The 16,183-nt window shown below is 56.7% G+C and carries 12 protein-coding genes and 2 tRNA genes; 9 read left to right on the top strand and 5 right to left on the bottom strand.

What is annotated here, in order from left to right; translation table 11 throughout:
• Positions 1-66: 66 nt before the first annotated feature.
• From VGL70_08500 to gltX, 3 genes are all read right to left on the bottom strand, one after another.
• Positions 67-141, bottom strand: a tRNA-Glu gene (locus VGL70_08500).
• 1 nt (position 142) lies between these two features.
• A tRNA-Gln gene (locus VGL70_08495) sits at positions 143-218 on the bottom strand.
• A gap of 60 nt (positions 219-278) precedes the next feature.
• The gene (gene gltX / locus VGL70_08490; GenBank protein ID HEY3303555.1) at positions 279-1,694 is read right to left on the bottom strand and encodes a glutamate--tRNA ligase; all 1,416 of its coding nucleotides are present in this window, start codon (positions 1,692-1,694) and stop codon (positions 279-281) included.
• 139 nt (positions 1,695-1,833) lie between these two features.
• Between gltX and VGL70_08485 the strand changes: the two genes are divergently transcribed.
• Positions 1,834-3,531, top strand: a complete 1,698-nt coding sequence (locus VGL70_08485; protein HEY3303554.1) for a glutamine--tRNA ligase/YqeY domain fusion protein — start codon at positions 1,834-1,836, stop codon at positions 3,529-3,531.
• A gap of 15 nt (positions 3,532-3,546) precedes the next feature.
• Here the strand turns inward: VGL70_08485 and VGL70_08480 are convergent, their stop codons facing one another.
• On the bottom strand, positions 3,547-4,449 hold the full coding sequence (locus tag VGL70_08480) for a LysR family transcriptional regulator (GenBank protein ID HEY3303553.1): 903 nt from the start codon (positions 4,447-4,449) through the stop codon (positions 3,547-3,549).
• 308 nt (positions 4,450-4,757) lie between these two features.
• On the opposite strand from VGL70_08480, the gene VGL70_08475 reads away from it, so the two are divergent.
• The gene (locus tag VGL70_08475; protein ID HEY3303552.1) at positions 4,758-5,492 is read left to right on the top strand and encodes a LuxR C-terminal-related transcriptional regulator; all 735 of its coding nucleotides are present in this window, start codon (positions 4,758-4,760) and stop codon (positions 5,490-5,492) included.
• 16 nt (positions 5,493-5,508) lie between these two features.
• Here VGL70_08475 and VGL70_08470 read toward each other — a convergent pair whose 3' ends face one another.
• Positions 5,509-6,798 carry an outer membrane protein transport protein gene (locus VGL70_08470; protein HEY3303551.1) on the bottom strand — a complete coding sequence of 430 codons (1,290 nt, stop codon included), beginning with the start codon at positions 6,796-6,798 and terminating at the stop codon, positions 5,509-5,511.
• An 88-nt stretch (positions 6,799-6,886) separates the two neighbouring features.
• On the opposite strand from VGL70_08470, the gene VGL70_08465 reads away from it, so the two are divergent.
• The 7 genes from VGL70_08465 to VGL70_08435 all read left to right on the top strand — a co-directional run bounded on the left by VGL70_08465 (position 6,887) and on the right by VGL70_08435 (position 15,906).
• Positions 6,887-7,081: a helix-turn-helix domain-containing protein gene (locus tag VGL70_08465; GenBank protein HEY3303550.1), complete on the top strand. Its 195-nt coding sequence runs from the start codon at positions 6,887-6,889 to the stop codon at positions 7,079-7,081.
• Positions 7,082-7,092: 11 nt separating this feature from the next.
• The gene (locus VGL70_08460) at positions 7,093-8,823 is read left to right on the top strand and encodes a methyltransferase domain-containing protein (protein HEY3303549.1); all 1,731 of its coding nucleotides are present in this window, start codon (positions 7,093-7,095) and stop codon (positions 8,821-8,823) included.
• Between the two features lie 3 nt (positions 8,824-8,826).
• Entirely contained in the window at positions 8,827-10,986 is a 2,160-nt protein-coding gene (locus tag VGL70_08455) for an ATP-binding protein (GenBank protein ID HEY3303548.1), read from the top strand.
• The gene (locus tag VGL70_08450; GenBank protein ID HEY3303547.1) at positions 10,964-12,844 is read left to right on the top strand and encodes a histidine kinase dimerization/phospho-acceptor domain-containing protein; all 1,881 of its coding nucleotides are present in this window, start codon (positions 10,964-10,966) and stop codon (positions 12,842-12,844) included. Before VGL70_08455 ends, VGL70_08450 begins: the two co-directional genes overlap by 23 nt.
• Complete coding sequence (locus VGL70_08445) at positions 12,841-14,247, top strand: sigma-54 dependent transcriptional regulator (GenBank protein HEY3303546.1); 1,407 nt, start codon at positions 12,841-12,843, stop codon at positions 14,245-14,247. The genes VGL70_08450 and VGL70_08445 overlap by 4 nt, the downstream gene beginning before the upstream one ends.
• Positions 14,248-14,390: 143 nt before the next feature.
• Positions 14,391-15,503, top strand: coding sequence for an ATP-binding protein (locus VGL70_08440; GenBank protein ID HEY3303545.1), 1,113 nt, complete (start codon positions 14,391-14,393; stop codon positions 15,501-15,503).
• A gap of 22 nt (positions 15,504-15,525) precedes the next feature.
• Positions 15,526-15,906, top strand: a complete 381-nt coding sequence (locus VGL70_08435) for a response regulator (GenBank protein ID HEY3303544.1) — start codon at positions 15,526-15,528, stop codon at positions 15,904-15,906.
• Positions 15,907-16,183 lie beyond the last annotated feature (277 nt).

Below are 16,183 nucleotides of genomic sequence, written 5' to 3'. Positions count from 1 at the left end.
AGTCCGAAGACTGATGAACCACCGGTCGCGCGCGAGTTGCTCTCCGGCAAAAAAAGGCGGGCAATATGGTGGTCCCAGCGGGAATCGAACCCGCGTTACCGACGTGAGAGGCCGGTGTCCTAACCGCTAGACGATGGGACCGTGGCTGAGGAGGTAGGACTCGAACCTACAATCGCCTGATCCAGAGTCAGGTGGCTTACCAATTAGCCGACTCCTCAATCGAGAATAATTAAATTAAAAGAATCGCGGCGGAGAGTCAAGGTCGATCCGGGTTCAGCTCAAAGACGCTCGATGTGTTCCAACGCGCGTTTGAGGCGCTTCAGCGTGCGCTCTTTTCCCAACACGGCGATTACCTCGTAGATGCCGGGACTCATGGTCGAACCGGTCAACGCGACCCGGACCGGCTGAGCGAGCTTCCCCAGCGGAAGATTTCGTTGCTCGAGAATTTGCGTAAAGACCTGCTCGATGCCGGCCTCGCTGAAGTCCGTCAGAGCGGCCAGCTTTTCGCTCAGCTCCGCGAGCGGCTCGCGGATTTCCACGGTGAGAAATTTCTTCGCCGCTTTCTCATCGTATGAAATGTCATCGGATAAATAGAAGTGGGCCATCTCTACCAGCTTCACCAGCGTCTTGGCCCGCTCTCTCAGCGTCGCGATCATCTTTTCGAGCCAGAGCCGGTCTTCGGGCACCGCGTAGCCCTTGGCTTTGATAAAAGGAACAATCTCCTCGGCGAGCCGGGAGAGCGAGCGGTTTTTGAGATAGTGAGAGTTCAGCCAGAGGAGTTTCTCCGGGTTGAAAACTCCCGCGGATTTTCCCACGGCCTCGAGCGAGAATTTTTCGATGAGCTCGGCGCGCGAAAAGATTTCCTGGTCGCCGTGCGACCAGCCGAGACGAACCAGGTAATTGCTCAGCGCCTCCGGAAAGTATCCCATGTCGCGGTAAGCGGTCACCGAGGTGGCGCCGTGACGTTTGCTGAGGCGCGCTTTGTCGAGGCCGAGAATCAGCGGCACGTGGGCGAACTCGGGCGGCGTGCGGCCCAACGCCTGGTACAGCAGGATCTGCCGCGGCGTATTCGCCAGATGATCGTCGCCGCGGATGATATGCGTGATCTGCATGTCGATGTCGTCCACGACCACGCAGAAGTTATACGTCGGCGTCCCGTCGGAGCGTGCTATGATGAGATCGTCCAGCTCCCGGTTGTCGAAGACGACGGGTCCCTTGACCGCGTCTTCCACGACCGTTGTGCCGCTTTGCGGCGAGAGGAAGCGGATCGTGTAGGGCTTGCCTTCCGGGAGAGGAGGAATCTTTCCGTCCTTCGGGCGGCACGTGCCGTCGTACATCGGCTTTCTTTTTTCTTTCATCGCCGCCTGGCGCTTGGCGTCCAGTTCTTCGGCCGTGCACGTGCACGGGTACGCTTTCCGCGCCGCCAGTAGTTCCCGGATCTTCTCCTGGTAAAGGGGATAGCGCTGGGTCTGGAAGAAAGGTCCCTCATCCCAATCAAGCTCGAGCCACGTCAACGCATCGACGATCGCTGCGATGGCCTCGGGCGTCGATCGTTCGCGGTCGGTGTCCTCGATGCGCAGGATAAACTTACCGCCGTGCCGCCGGGCGAAAAGATAGTTGAAGAGCGCGGTGCGCGCGCCGCCGATGTGGAGATATCCGGTGGGACTCGGAGCAAAACGCGTGCGAACCGTCATAAAGTTCACGCTAACAGGGAGCGCGAAGCGAAGTCAACGGAAGCCGGCTCAAATCGATCCCTGAATTTCAGAATTCGGTCGCAACTTGTGTTAATATGAAAAATAACGAACGTCTCCGATGCTCAAGAGGTCTCGATCCATGGCCATCAACGAACCGGATCTGCCGTCACATTTTATCCGCAATATCATCGCGGAAGATCTGAGCGAAAATAAAAACGGCGGCCGGGTTCACACGCGCTTTCCCCCAGAACCCAACGGTTACCTGCACATCGGCCACGCCAAATCGATTTGCCTGAATTTCGGTCTGGCCGCCGAATTCCGCGGGCTTTGCAACCTGCGGTTCGACGACACCAACCCGAGCAAAGAAGACGTCGAATACGTTGAGTCGATCAAGTCGGACGTCCGTTGGCTCGGCTTCGATTGGGACGATAGAGAATACTACGCATCGGATTACTTCGAGCGGCTCTATCAATATGCTTTGCAGTTGATCGAGGCGGGGAAGGCCTACGTCTGCGACCTGAGCGCGGAGCAGATTCGCGAGTACCGCGGCACTTTAACCCTGCCCGGCAAGGACAGCCCGTTTCGAAATCGCTCGGTCGAGGAGAATCTGGATTTGTTCCGGCGCATGCGGGCGGGCGAGTTTCCTGACGGCGCGCGCACGCTCAGGGCGAAGATCAACATGGCTTCGCCCAATCTGAACATGCGCGACCCGGTCATGTACCGCATCCTTCACGCGGCGCATCACCGCACCGGCGATCGATGGTGCATCTATCCCACTTACGACTTCGCTCACGGACAGTCGGATTCGATCGAGGGCACCACGCACTCCATCTGTACCCTGGAGTTCGAAGACCATCGGCCGCTGTACGACTGGTTTCTCGACCAGTTGGGCATCCATCATCCGCAGCAGATCGAATTCGCCCGCCTCAATCTTACGCACACGGTCCTCAGCAAGCGGAAGCTCCTGCAACTGGTGCAGCAGGGGCACGTCGCCGGCTGGGACGATCCGCGGATGCCCACGCTCGCCGGCATTCGCCGGCTCGGCTACACGCCGGAGTCGATCCGGACGTTTTGCGACCGCATCGGCGTCGCCAAGCGCAACAGCGTCGTCGATATCGCCATGCTCGAGCATTGCGTGCGCGAAGATTTGAACCGGCGCGCGCCGCGCGCGATGGCGGTGCTGCGTCCGCTTCGCGTCGTGATCATCAACTATCCGGAAAACCAAGTGGAGGAGTTGGACGCAGTCAACAATCCCGAAGATCCCGGCATGGGAACGCGGAAAGTTCCGTTTTCACGGGTGCTCTATATCGAGCAGGATGATTTCCGTGAAGAGCCCCCCAAAGGTTTTTTTCGTCTCTCTCCGGGCAAGGAGGTACGGCTTCGCTACGCGTACATCATCAAGTGCGTCGATGTCGTGAAGGATCCGACGACCGGCGCGGTGACCGAGCTGCGCTGCACTTACGATCCCGAGACCAAGAGCGGCTCGGCGCAGAGCGGCCGCAAAGTCAAGGCGACGCTCCATTGGGTCTCGGCCGCGCACGCAATCGAGGCCGAGGCGCGGCTCTACGACCATCTCTTTAGCGCGGAAAATCCGGACGATGTCGAAGAGGGCGTGAATTGGACGAGCAATATCAATCCCAACTCGCTCGACACCTTGACATCTTGTCGGGTCGAGCCGTTTCTGGCCGGCGCGGCGCCCGGAAGCCGCTACCAGTTTGAGAGGCTGGGTTACTTTTGCGTGGATGCCGTGGATTCGACCGAACGGAGGCTGGTATTCAACCGCACGGTTACGCTGCGCGACTCATGGGCGAAGGTCGAAAAAGCACAAAAGAGGTGATTCGATGTAGTCTCTTCAGACCCATCGGTTGTGTCGCTTCAAGAAATCGACAAACGCCCGGACAAACTCCAAATTCTTTCTCTTTTTATGAATGACGATATACATGGTCTGTTTCAAGTGCAGCTCGTAAGCATTTAAAAATTTCAAGCGCCCCGCTTCAACCTCTGCGTTAACGTGACACTTCGGTAGGAATCCAATGCCGAGACCATTCGCCACCGCGCTTTTGATGGCATCCTTGCAGCCGACTCGGCCATTGACCTCTAAAACAGGCGTAAATGACAGCTTCGCGTCGATAAATCTTCGTTCGACGAGACCGCGCACCGCCGCGCCTTTTCCTGGGAGAATCAGCGGTTCTTTAGCGATAAGGTTTAGAGAAACGCGGCATTTCTTGGCAAGCGCGTGACCGGGTGGTGCAATAGCTACGATCTCTTCCGCACGGAAGGCGTCGCTGACTAGCTGCGTAGAGTTTGGCCGCCATCCCATGATAGCCACATCGAGATCTCCCTCTAAGAGTTGTTTTTCCAAGGTATCGCTTCTCTCGATTCCTAAGATAAGCTCACATTGAGGGTGATCTTTTTTGAATGCTTGGGTCGCTACGGGAAGAAATAATGCGGCCGCGATACTTGAACCGCCCACTCTGATTTTTCCTTTTCTCAACCCTTTCAGTTCCTCCATTGCATCTCTGGTTTCCTGGATGAGTGTCAGGATGTTTTGGGCTGTCTGGAGTAATCTCGTTCCAGCCTCGGTGAGGTGACTCACGGTCCCGATTCTCTCGAACAGCTTGATCCCCAATTCTCCCTGCAGCCTGTCCACAAGGGAGGAAACAGTGGGCTGGCCGATCTGTAGCTCTTTTGCGGCCTTGGTAAAGCTACGGAGCTTTGCCACGCGGTCGAAGACCTCGAGCTGATATAAGGTCATCGCAGCTACCCCAATGAGGTTGACGAGAACGCTAGTGTATGAGCTAAAAAAGCCGCGCTACTCTGCCAGAAGTATTCGGTTGCTATAGAGGACCTTTCTTGCTATGGATGCATCCGCAGAGTCAGCGTACATATGCCGTTCCCCTGTATATCCGCACGAACGACGGACGACAATATGTCTTTTTGCCAGTTGTCCCTACAGACACCCAGCATCCGGGACCAGCGAGGCAAGGGTAGGTTATTCTATCGTTCGGAACTACGAAGCAGTCAATTGAAGTATTGCGTAAGCGGGAAGCTGCCGTGGGCGCTATGCGTAAGATTCTAGCACGCGAGAAGGACGGCCGCGAGCGAAAAGATGGGCTCGATACGTTCATGGAATACGCGGCTAAATGCCACACGCCCAAACAATTTCAAAGGCTGCTGCTGTACTTTCGAGAAATAGTTCCGTACCGCTGCATGGTCTACGGTTGGGGGAGTCCGACTACACTTGCCGCCGCGCGTGTCGGCGATATAGATTACCCTCGAGCATTTCTCAACTGGTACTTTTCAAGCGGAATGCCACAGCGGGATACGCTGCTCCAGGAGTGGTTACGCACCCGACGCTGTCAGTACTGGGCTGATGTCTTTAGTCGGTTGGGTGACCAGTTTGATCCGACGTATGTCAAGCAGGCGGTGTCCTACGGCCTCGAACACACAATGGCGGGAGGAGCAATCGAGGTGGAGGGTAAAGTAGGTAGCTACTTTTCCTTGGCAATGAACTCTGAAGAGGAATGTCGCAATAAATTCGAGACGTTCGCCGCGCTAGTTCCATGTGTCGCCGTAGCATTTAGACGAAGCTACGCCATGCCAATTTTGCATGACGAGAAGAAGAAGGAAATCCTTAAGCTGCTGTCCTGGGGATTCGAGCAAAAGGAGATTGGGCACAGCTTGGGTATTACAGAGCGCACTGTTAAGAAACATGTCGAGGTAATCAAGAAAAAACTGTATGCGCGAAATACACACAACGCCGTGGCTATCGCGCTCCGTTGGGGACTTATCGAATAATTTTCTGGAATGTTAATCAAAAGCGGTAGCCCAAGGACACGGAAACAAAGTTATTGAAAGTCTTGTACTTGTCTTTGCCCGGAGCGCCGGCGAACGGCGAGCCGGGAGCGGTCCCGCCCTCCAACTCCGAATTGCGAACCCTCCGCGTCTCATAGAAGACCGCCTGGTATCCCAGATCGACGAAAAATTTTTCCCACTTGTATCCCAGGCCGCCGTTGAGAGTGAGAAGATCCGCGCCGGGAATCGCAGGGTTCAAGGTTTTATTGGGGATGGGGGTTTCCTCGAGGCCGATGCCTCCTCTTAGCTCGATGTTTTTGGTTACGCGGTAGAAGCTCCCGAACCGCAGGGTATTACTATTCTGCCAGCTCTCGTTGAGAGTAAAGGATCTCGGAAAGCCCAGGAAAGGGCTTCTCGATAAGGTCGCCCGGATATCCTTGAACTCGCTCCAGCGCTGGTACTCGTAGACGATCTCCGCGCCCCAGGACGGGGTTATCTGCCAGAACAAGCCGAGATTGATAATCGCAGGCAAGGGGATGGGGCGAACATTCGCTTTCAATTTCGCAGCGCCCAGGGCGCCGCTGAACTTGGTATCGGCATCGTCGAAGTGCAAATCGGCGCGTCCGCGGTAACTGAAGCCGATCTTTACCGACTCCATGGGCTTCACCAGGATGCCGACGTTATAGCTATAGGCATTGGACTTGTCGGTGATGCGAATCTTTTCCTCTAGCCCGCATCCGGCCGGTGGTGGCGCGGGGAACAAACACAAGGACCGCGAGAGGATGGCCGAGCCATGAACAAAGCTGAAGCCCCCGCCTACGGAAAGGAAATTGGTCAATTTCCACGAGGCGGCGGGCGTCAGGTAATATGTTTTGAGTTCTGTCTGTCGCGCGCCGAATCGGGTGAAGCCGTCGCCGTATGACGTCGCGAGGCCGAACGGCGTATAAATGCCGAGTCCCCACGTTAAATCCTTTGTGAAATGGTAATTGCCGAAAAGACTGCCGGTAAAGTGGTGTTCATGCTCGTTGTCCGCTTCGCGGCCGCTGTTTTCGACGCTGTTGATAATGCTGATGTAAGTCCCGGTCAGCAAAAGCTGATTGCCCTCAACCTCACCTAGGGCGGCAGGGTTGTAATAAACTGCAGACGGATCGTTCACGCCCGCCGTGAGCGCATTGGAAAGTCCGACGCCCCTGGCTGTTTGATGAGGAAGATAAAATCCCCCGGCAAATGAATCTCCGCCCCAAATTAGAAGCAGAAGAAAAATAAGGGCGACCAAGGATCCTTGTTTGCCCCCCATCGTGTTTCCCATCCTCTCTCCCATCCTCGCTTGACTAAAATAGCTAACTACAGTATAGGATTGCAAAAAGTTGCCAAATGTTGCCATATAGGAGTTTAAAATGCAAGAAGATCTTTTAACGACCGATCAGGTAGCGCGTTATCTAAAGGTGGATAAATTCACCGTCTACCGTCTAGTCAATCAAAGAAAACTGCCGGCGTTTAAAGTGGGCAATCAATGGCGTTTCAAAAGGGAGATGATCGAAGCTTGGCTCACCACAAATATGAATGTTCCCCTGCCATCGGCAGCGCACTGAACGCTGAGATCATGAGCAAACAGCAAATTATTCACGAAGAAAGGCTGCTCGAGGTCCCTGGGGAAACCTTTGTCACGACCCGGATCGAACTGACCAGCCGAGCGGGAAAAACCATCATTGCCTATCTGGATGTTCCGAAAGCCGCCACTCCGGCCGGCCTGATCTTGGTCCCACCGGCTTACGGCGATATCAAGGAAAATTACCTTTTCATGTCGGCCTACTTTGCCGCCAACGGATTTCAATGCTTGCGTTTTGATTGGACCGACCATGTGGGGGAAAGCGAAGGGGATATTTTCGTTGCCCGCCTGACGAAAATGAACGATGACTTTCTCGGATTGCTCGACTACGCCGAGGGGCGCTGGCCGTCGTTGCGAGCCGGAATATTGGCGACCAGCTTGGCGGGGCGCGTCGCATTGAAAGTTGCGTCCGTCGATCCACGGGTAAAGTTTCTGGTTCTCCTGGCTCCGGTGGTGAATCTGCAAGCGACCCTCAACGCCATATACAGAGAGGACCTTATCGGCAACTATCTCCAGGGCAAGCGCTATGGCACCCTGGACGTGATGGGGTTTCCCATCCATGCGGATGGATTTTTAGGCGATGCGGTTCAAGGATCGCTCGCCTCTATTTCGAGCGCCGTCGAGGACGCCGGCCACTTGCACGTGCCGACCGCGCTCTTCGTCGGAGAGAGAGACCACTGGGTTGACATCGGCGAAGCTCAATCCACCTATCGGGCGATGTCTTGTCCGGACAAGGCCTTTGTCGTTTTTCCCAACGCCCTGCACAGATTTTCAGAGAATGCGGAAATTCTGGACTCGGTGCTCAAAGAGGCCGTTCACTTCGCCGCGGCGCGCTTGAACCGGAACTGTCCGACGCACGGCGACGTGCACCGCCCCGATTTAAAATTCGTTCAAGCCAGGCAAGCCGCGGAAAAAGCTTTTTTAAGAAATGTCTACGAATATTCCAAGGCGGAGGAGCGCGAATTCTGGAAAAAGTATTTGAGCAATTTCCAATATATCATCAACATCCATGACTACTGGAATCTTTTGGGCCTGATCTACAAATTGTTGGGCTCCGCATGGCCGGGGCAGAAGGTCCTCGACGCCGGTTGCGGCAACGGTAACTACGGCCTGTTCCTCGTCTCGAAACAGCTTTACCGGGTCAGCCAGAACGTTCGTTATTTGACCGAGCCCGCCATCAGCTATGTCGCCGCCGACTTTATCCAAGAGGCGCTCCACGAAGCTTCCAAGAAGATCCATGCGGTCGAGACGGAATTCAAGAGAAATAGGGAACTCAGCTCCCGGAGTTCGGCTTTTGTCGACGCCAAATTTATCCTCTCGGATTTGGAGACGCGAATTCCATTCGCCGACAACGTTTTCGATCAGATTTGTTGCAATCTGGTGGTTTCATATCTCAGAGACCCCGGCAAGACGATTCAAGAATTTCGCCGGGTGCTCAGGCCGGGCGGCAAGATCGTCATCAGCAGCTTGAAACCGAACACGGATCTCTCCGAGGTCTATCGCAACTTCGTTTCGGTGGCCGAGAACGACGCGCAAGTCGAGGAAGCCCGCCATCTACTGAGCAATTCAGGTCTGATCAAGTTGAAAGAAGTCAGAGGCATCTACCATTTTTACAGCGAGAAGGAGTTGAGGGGGCTGATGAGGCAGGCTGGTTTCAACCGAACGAGGATTTTCCGTTCGTTCGGCGACCAAGCCAATGTCGCATTTGCCGAAAAGGCGCTTTGAGCCATGAGTTTTTATGCGATCAGCGGATTGCTCAACGGGTTAACTTCAACGCTGCTCGGATTTTACGTCCTTACCCGGGATATCAGGGATCGCAGGTATCAAACGTATGCCTTCTTCTGCCTGAGTCTGTCGGTCTGGAGCTACGGATATTGTCTATGGCAGTTGTCCGTGAGCCCCGACGAGGCGCTGTTCTGGATGCGGCTGCTCATGGCCGGAGCCATATTCGTTCCCGTCACCAATTTTCATCACATCCTTGAGTTTCTTCAGTGGCCCAGGCGCAAGAAGCGTTGGATATGGGCCGGGTACTTTCTGTGCTTGATTTTCCTGGTTCTAGATCTATCCTCCGGGCTTTTTATCCAAGGACTGTCTTCGAAACAGGGATTCTCCTATTGGCCCAACCCGGGTCCGGCTTTTCACGGTTATCTCTTGTTTTTCGTTTACTGTGTCCTTCATTTTACCTACCTGTTGATCCGCGAATACTTTGCGTGCAGCGGCCTCAGACGAAACCAACTGCGATATCTTATCGTCGCGCTCGGCATAGGCTATGTCGGCGGGGCCACCAATTTTCCGCTGTGGTACGGGATTCCGCTGCCGCCGTACGGCAATATCCTGGTCGCCGTCTATATTATTCTGTTCAGCTATGCCGTCGTGAGATTTAGGCTGATGGACATCAATGTCTTCATCAAAAGGAGTCTGATCTACGCCTCCCAGCTCTTGATCTTGCTGATCCCTTGCTACCTCGTGCTCATGGCTACGCAGATCATCTTCTTCAACCAGGTGAGCCCGACGTTTTCTCTGTTCGCTCTGGTCCTCTTCATCCTCGTCGGCTTCCTCTTTCCCAAGCTCCGATTTCGCACCGAGGAGGCTTTCGAGCGCGTCTTGTTCAAGAAGAAGCACGATTACCGGGCAACCTTGCTGCGTTCGAGCCGAGAAATGGTTTCCATGGTCGATTTGGAGACCGTATCCGATGCCCTGGTCCAAACCGTGGTGAAGGCCCTGGGAGTCGCGAAGGCGTCTCTTTTTCTGCTGGAAGAGAGCGACGGGTCGTTCAAGCTCAAGAGCAGCGTCGGCCTCGGCCCCGATCCGTTCGAGGTGCCGGAGATCACGCGTGACGAGCCGCTGGCGCAAACGATCATGAAGCGCCCCGAGGCGCTGATCAGGGAAGAGCTGGAGATGATCAACGGCGCAACGCGGGGCGGAAAATTGGCCAGAAAGATGCGTCGGCTGCAGGCCGAGATCACTCTCCCCATCCACTCCAAGGACAGGCTCATCGGCATCCTCAATCTGGGCCACCGAGAGGGGAAGGAGATGTACTCGGAAGAAGATGTGGAAGTCCTCTCGACCTTGGCCAACCAGGCGGCGATCGCGATCGAGAACGCGCGGCTCTATGAAAATCTCAAACAGTCTCAGAGCATTATCCGGCGCGCCGACCGTCTGTCGTCTCTGGGCATGCTGACGGCGGGGCTGGCGCACGAGATCCGCAACCCGCTGGTGGCGATCCGGACCTTCACCCAACTTTTGCCCGAGCGCTACCAGGACCAGGAGTTTCGCGAGCTGTTCCAATCGCTGGCGATGAAAGAAGTCGACCGGATCTGCGGCCTGGTCAACGACCTCTTGAGCTTTGCGCGCCCGTCCACGCCCAACATGTCGGCGCAGGACATCAATGAGATCGTCGGCAACATCGCCCGCATCCTGCAAAGCCAAGCCAAGGAAAAAGACGTGAAGATCGGCCTCCACATGGCGCCGAGACTGCCGAAAATATTTATTGACAAAGAACAGATAAAACAGGTATGCATGAACCTAATTCTAAACGCGATTCAATCGATCGAAAGCGGCGGCTCGGTGGAGATCGGAACGCATCTGTTCGGCGAGAACGGGGCGAAGCGGTTTGTCCAGATCGAAGTGCGGGACACGGGCATCGGGATCCCGGAAAAAGATCTCGAGAACATCTTCAATCCATTTTTCACGACCAAGAAAGACGGCAGCGGACTGGGCCTGTCGATCTCCCACCAGATCATCAAAGAGCACGGCGGGTACATGGTCGTCGAAAGCGAGGTCGGCCGCGGAACGAGCTTTTTCATCCGTCTGCCGCTGAGCTATTTCCCGTCGAAAACGCCGCAGCGCGTTCCCCAAGTCATCAATGAAGAAGATCCTGGTCGTTGATGAGTCTCAGGCTGTTCGAGAAACGATCGCATTGGTTCTGGGGCGGGATTTCGCCGTGGGGCAAAGAGCGTCGCTGGAAGACGCCGGTCCCGATCGCGACTCTGGCATCGAGCTTTTGATCGTCGGCGTTTCGCCCGCGTCGGCCCGACACCCTTCAGTATTCTCCGATATAGCGGAGCGGTTCTCCTGTCCCATCCTCTTTCTGGTCGATTCCCGGACCGCGGCGGCGGTCAGGATACCTCATGCCAACGCGGAATGTCTGGCCAAGCCGTTCAATCCTTATGAGCTGAAAGAAAAAGTATCGGGCCTGCTCGCCGAGGCTTCCGCGGCGCCGCGGCTCTTGTCCACGGCTTGGACGTCCGCCGGCGACGCCGCGCGCTATCTCGACTATCCTTTTGTGCCGGCGTCCGTCGCCACCGCGGCGAAGAATTTTGCCCGGACGCCTTTTCCGCTGCTCGTCTTGGCGGAACCGGGATGCGGTCAAGAGCGCGTGGCGCGCGCGGTCCATGCGCTCAACGACCGCGCCGGACCCTGGCTCTCGGCGCACGCGTCGGAAGTTACCGAACCTCAGTTAGACTCCAGGATCGCCGAGATTTTAGCCGACGAAGGCGGCGAGTCCCAGCGGCTCACCTTGTTTCTCAGCGGCCTCGAAGGCCTGAAGCTCTCGGCCCAATCCGCCTTGTTGGACTTTTTATCGGGACAAGAGTCGAGGGGAAGAGATTTGTGGCTCATCTCGACCTCGCGCGCGGACCTGCTGGAAAAGACCTATCACGGTGAATTCTTGGACGCGCTCTACTATCGATTGGCCACGTTGATCCTGCGCTTGCCGGCTCTCAGAGACCGGCAGGCGGATATCCCGATTCTCGCCGATCGGTTGGCCCAAGAATGCGCCGAGAAGATCGGTCTCGGCAAGGCGAGCTTCTCTCCCGCGGCCGTGGAACGGCTCCGCAACTACCTGTGGTTCGGCAACCTGGACGAGATGGAGGCGGTGATCGCGCGGACTCTGGCCATGCACAGGAAAGAGCTGATCGACGCCCCCGATCTGATCCTGGGCGATCCATCGGCAAGCGAAAATACCGCGACGGCTTTCGCGCCGCCGGCGCCATCGCCGGCACAAAAATCGCCCGACGCGCCGGCGCCGCGGAGCAAAAAGCCGGCGGACGCTTTGCCGCCGGGCGACGGCCATGCGCAGGAGGTCAGAATACTCATCAGCGAGCTCGCCCACGAGCTCAAAAATCCCATGGTCACCGTGAAGACTTTTTCCCAGCTCCTGGCCGACCGTTTCGACGATCCGAGCTTTCGCGTGCGCTTCCAGCAGACCGTGAACGGCGACATCCAACGCATGGACGACCTGCTCGAGGCGTTGCTCGATTTTTCGCGCTTCAGCCGGCCCGCAAAGGAAAGAATTCTCGTCTACGAGCAGTTGAGACGCGTGGAAGAAGAGCTGCTTCCCGAGTGCATCAAAAGGGAAACGGCCTTACAGTGGGGCAAAAGGGGGGAAGCTTCGGCGGTCTTCGTCGACAAGGCCCAGTTTATCTTCGCCTTCAAAAACATTCTGCGCGCGGCTCTCGCTCAGGTGAGACCGAAGAGCGAGATTCAGATGGACGTGGAGGGCGGAGGGCGGGTGGCGATCTCGTATTCGCGGGAGGCCGCCGGCGTCGGCGCCCTGAACGAATATCTCGGCGTCGCGACGGCGGCCAACGGAGATGAAGCCCTGCCGCTCAGAATTCTTCTCGCCAATATCCTGCTCGAGCGCAACGGCGGCTCGGTTAAAGTGGACTATCATGAAAGCGGAAAAGCGCGGATTTGGGCCGAGCTTCCGGTCGCTGACAAAGGGGGAGGGAACAAAGAGCCATGAGTCAAGTGTCTCTTTTGGTCGTCGATGACGAGACCGGCGTGAGGGAATCCATCCGCCTCATCTTCGGCAAGCATTTCCGCGTTCACGAAGCGCGCTCCAGCGAGGAGGGGCTCCGCAAGGTCAAGGAAGAGACGCCGGACGTCGTTCTGCTCGACATTCTCATGCCGGGCGCCGACGGTCTCGAGACCCTCAAGCAGATCAAGAAAGTCCATCCCGAAGGCCAGGTGATCATGCTGACGGCCTTGAACACGGCGCGGACCGCGTTCACCGCGAAAGAGACCGGCGCGTTCGATTACGTGACCAAGCCGTTCGACGTCGACGAGCTCAGGCTGCGCGTGGATCGGGCGCTGGAAAAGAGCCATCTTTCGCGCGAGCTCGAGCGCCTGCAGGAGGAAGTCGGGCGGAAATACGGCATCGAGAACATCGTGGGAAGCTCCAAAACCATGGTGGAGATCTTCAAGACGGTGAGCCTCGTGGCGAAAAGAAAGAGCACCGTGCTGGTCACCGGCGAGAGCGGGACGGGAAAAGAGCTGATCGCGCGCGCGATCCATTTTAACAGCGACCGGGCCAACAAGCCGTTCGTCGTCGTCAACTGCGCCGCGCTGCCGGACAGCCTGATCGAGAGCGAGCTGTTCGGCTACGAGAAAGGCGCCTTTACCAACGCGTATCAGAGGAAAATCGGCCATTTTGAATCCGCGCACGGCGGCACCCTTTTTCTCGATGAGATCGGCGAGCTGCCGCTGGGGACCCAGGCCAAGCTCCTGAGGGCGATTGAAAACGAAACCTTCATGCGCTTGGGCGGAACCGACGAAAGCAAAGTGGACGTGAGGTTCATCGCCGCGAGCAACCGCGATCTGGAGAGGCTCGTCAAAGGCGGCGGTTTCCGCGCCGACCTTTTTTACCGTCTGAACGTCGTGTCGGTCTATCTGCCGGCGCTCCGCGAGCGGAAAGAGGACGTGCCGCTCCTGGTGGATCACTTCATCAAGCTCAAGGCGCGGGACAACTCCGTCGCGGCGAAAAAATTGGCCACCGCGGTCGTGGATTGCATGATCGCGCATTCCTGGCCCGGCAACGTACGCGAGCTGGAGAATCTGATCGAGAGACTCACGATATTGACCCCGCACGAAACCATCATGCTGGACGATCTTCCCCGCGAGATGCGCAGCCAGGAGGCGACGATATCTCTCAAAGACGCGGTGCTCGAAGGATCGCGCCCGCTCGGCGAGGCGGTGGACGAGTTCGAGCGCGCGATCATTTTGCGCGCGCTCCAGAGAACGGGGTTCAATCAGACCAAAGCGGCCTCTCTCTTGGGCACCAGCCGGCGCGTTTTACGCTACCGGATGGAAAAGCTCCAGATCAGCGACTCCCCGCCGGTCGAAGGTTGCGCAAAGTTGTCCAGATAGCGCCAACTTTGTTGGTTTTTCTTATCCCCTGCGCCTCTCCGTAACAGGAAAATCCCCTATAGTTCCAACGGGTTCCATCGCCAACCCGGTGGCATATCAATTGCTCCACTAGGGAGCGTCCATCTTCATCGATGGGCGCACCTATGGATAAACCTAACATTCTGGTCGTCGACGACGAAATCGGCCCCCGCGAATCGCTCCGGGTGATTCTGAAGCCGTACTACAACGTCTATGCGGTGGAAAAGGCACAGGACGCGATCGAGATGCTCAATCTGATCCCCGTCGATCTTGTGACTCTCGATCTCAAGATGCCCGGCCTCTCCGGCACCAAGGTGTTGGAGAAGATCAAACAGCATGACCCGGATATCGAGGCGATCATCATCACCGGATACGGCTCGATGGATACGGCCGTCGAAGGATTGCGCTTGGGCGCCTTCGATTATATCTCGAAGCCTTTCGACGTGAACCATATCCTGGCGCTGGTTCGGCGCGCGCTGGAGCGGCGACAGGCGCGGGTCGAGCTCAAAAACGTCAAATCCGAATTCCTCGCCAACATCTCCCACGAGCTGCGCACGCCGCTCAGCGTGGTGATCGGCTTCGTCTCCATCCTGCTCGATCAACTCATCGGCCAGCTCACCGAACAGCAGCAGAAAGCGCTGGAGAGGGTATACAAAAATTCCGGCGAGCTGCTCGAGTTGATCGACAACGTTCTCATCCTGACCTCTTTGAACGCCGGCGACCTGATTTTGAACGATCAAGAGTTCGACGTCGGCGCGACGCTGAAGGAGTGCGTCAAGCGTTACGAGGGCCTCTTGCAGGAAAAAAGCATCGAGCTTGCCATCGAAGCGCCGCCCGGCGGCGCTTCCCTCGTCGGCGACACCGTCAAGCTCAGTCGAGTCGTGCAAAATCTTCTGCACAACGCGATCAAGTTCACTCCGGCGGGAAAAAAGATCGTAGTCAAAATCGCGAACTCGCCCGAAAGAGGCGTCGTGGAGATCGAAATCGCCGATACGGGGGCCGGGATGCCGGAGCAGCATATCGAGCGCATGTTCCAGCCGTTTCAGCAGATGGATACCTCCTTGCGCCGGCAATATTCAGGGTTGGGGCTGGGGCTCACGGTCGCGCGCCGCTTGACCGATTTTCTCGGCGGCTCGCTCCAGATCAAAAGCCAGCGCGACGTCGGAACCCGCGTGACGCTCAGGATGCCCTCCCGGCCGGTTTCCGCGACGATCGACAGCCCCAGGCGCGATCATTGACCTCGATAAGGAGAATGCGAACGTGAGAAAGATCCTGGTGGTGGACGACAACCCGGACAATCAGGACATTCTCATCTTTCGCCTTCGTCGTATGGGTAACTTCGAGCTTGTGGCGGCGTCCAACGGGAAAGAAGCCCTGGAAGTGGCCGCGCGCGTCAGGCCCGACCTGATTCTGATGGATCTCCGCATGCCCGTCATGGACGGGTACGAGGCCACTTTGCTGCTCAGGCAGACCGAGTGGGGAAAAAATTTGCCCATCATCGCCGTCACCGCCGCTTCCAACGAGGAATACCGGGAAAAAGCCCTGAAGGTCGGCTGCAGCGACTTCATCGCCAAGCCGATCGTCGACTACTCGGTGATCGGCAGGAAGATCCAGGAAATTTTTGCGTCGCGCGCCGCCTGAGCCGAAACGGGCCGGCGGCAACCTCTTGCTTTCTTCGCTCTCAACCCGCGGTTACCGTTGACCTCGGCAGATTCTCCAATCACAACGGGCTGTTGCCCAAATCGATTTTTTTCGTGCAGTAAGTAAAGGTCATCGGTCAGAAGCGTCCGACACGTTTCAGAGTAAAATCAGTTGGTTGGGATCGACATTGATATCTCCGTTGGTTGCTGACTGAGTAAGGAGCTGAAACAACGGTGTTTTCTCGAATGGCGTGACGCTCAGAATCTGTAACATTTCG

The organism is Candidatus Binatia bacterium (assembly GCA_036504975.1).
In the GTDB taxonomy this organism is placed as follows: Bacteria; Desulfobacterota; Binatia; order UBA9968; family UBA9968; genus JAJPJQ01.
Note: the sequence above shows the minus strand (reverse complement) of the source record. Positions and strands in the feature narration are given on the sequence as shown.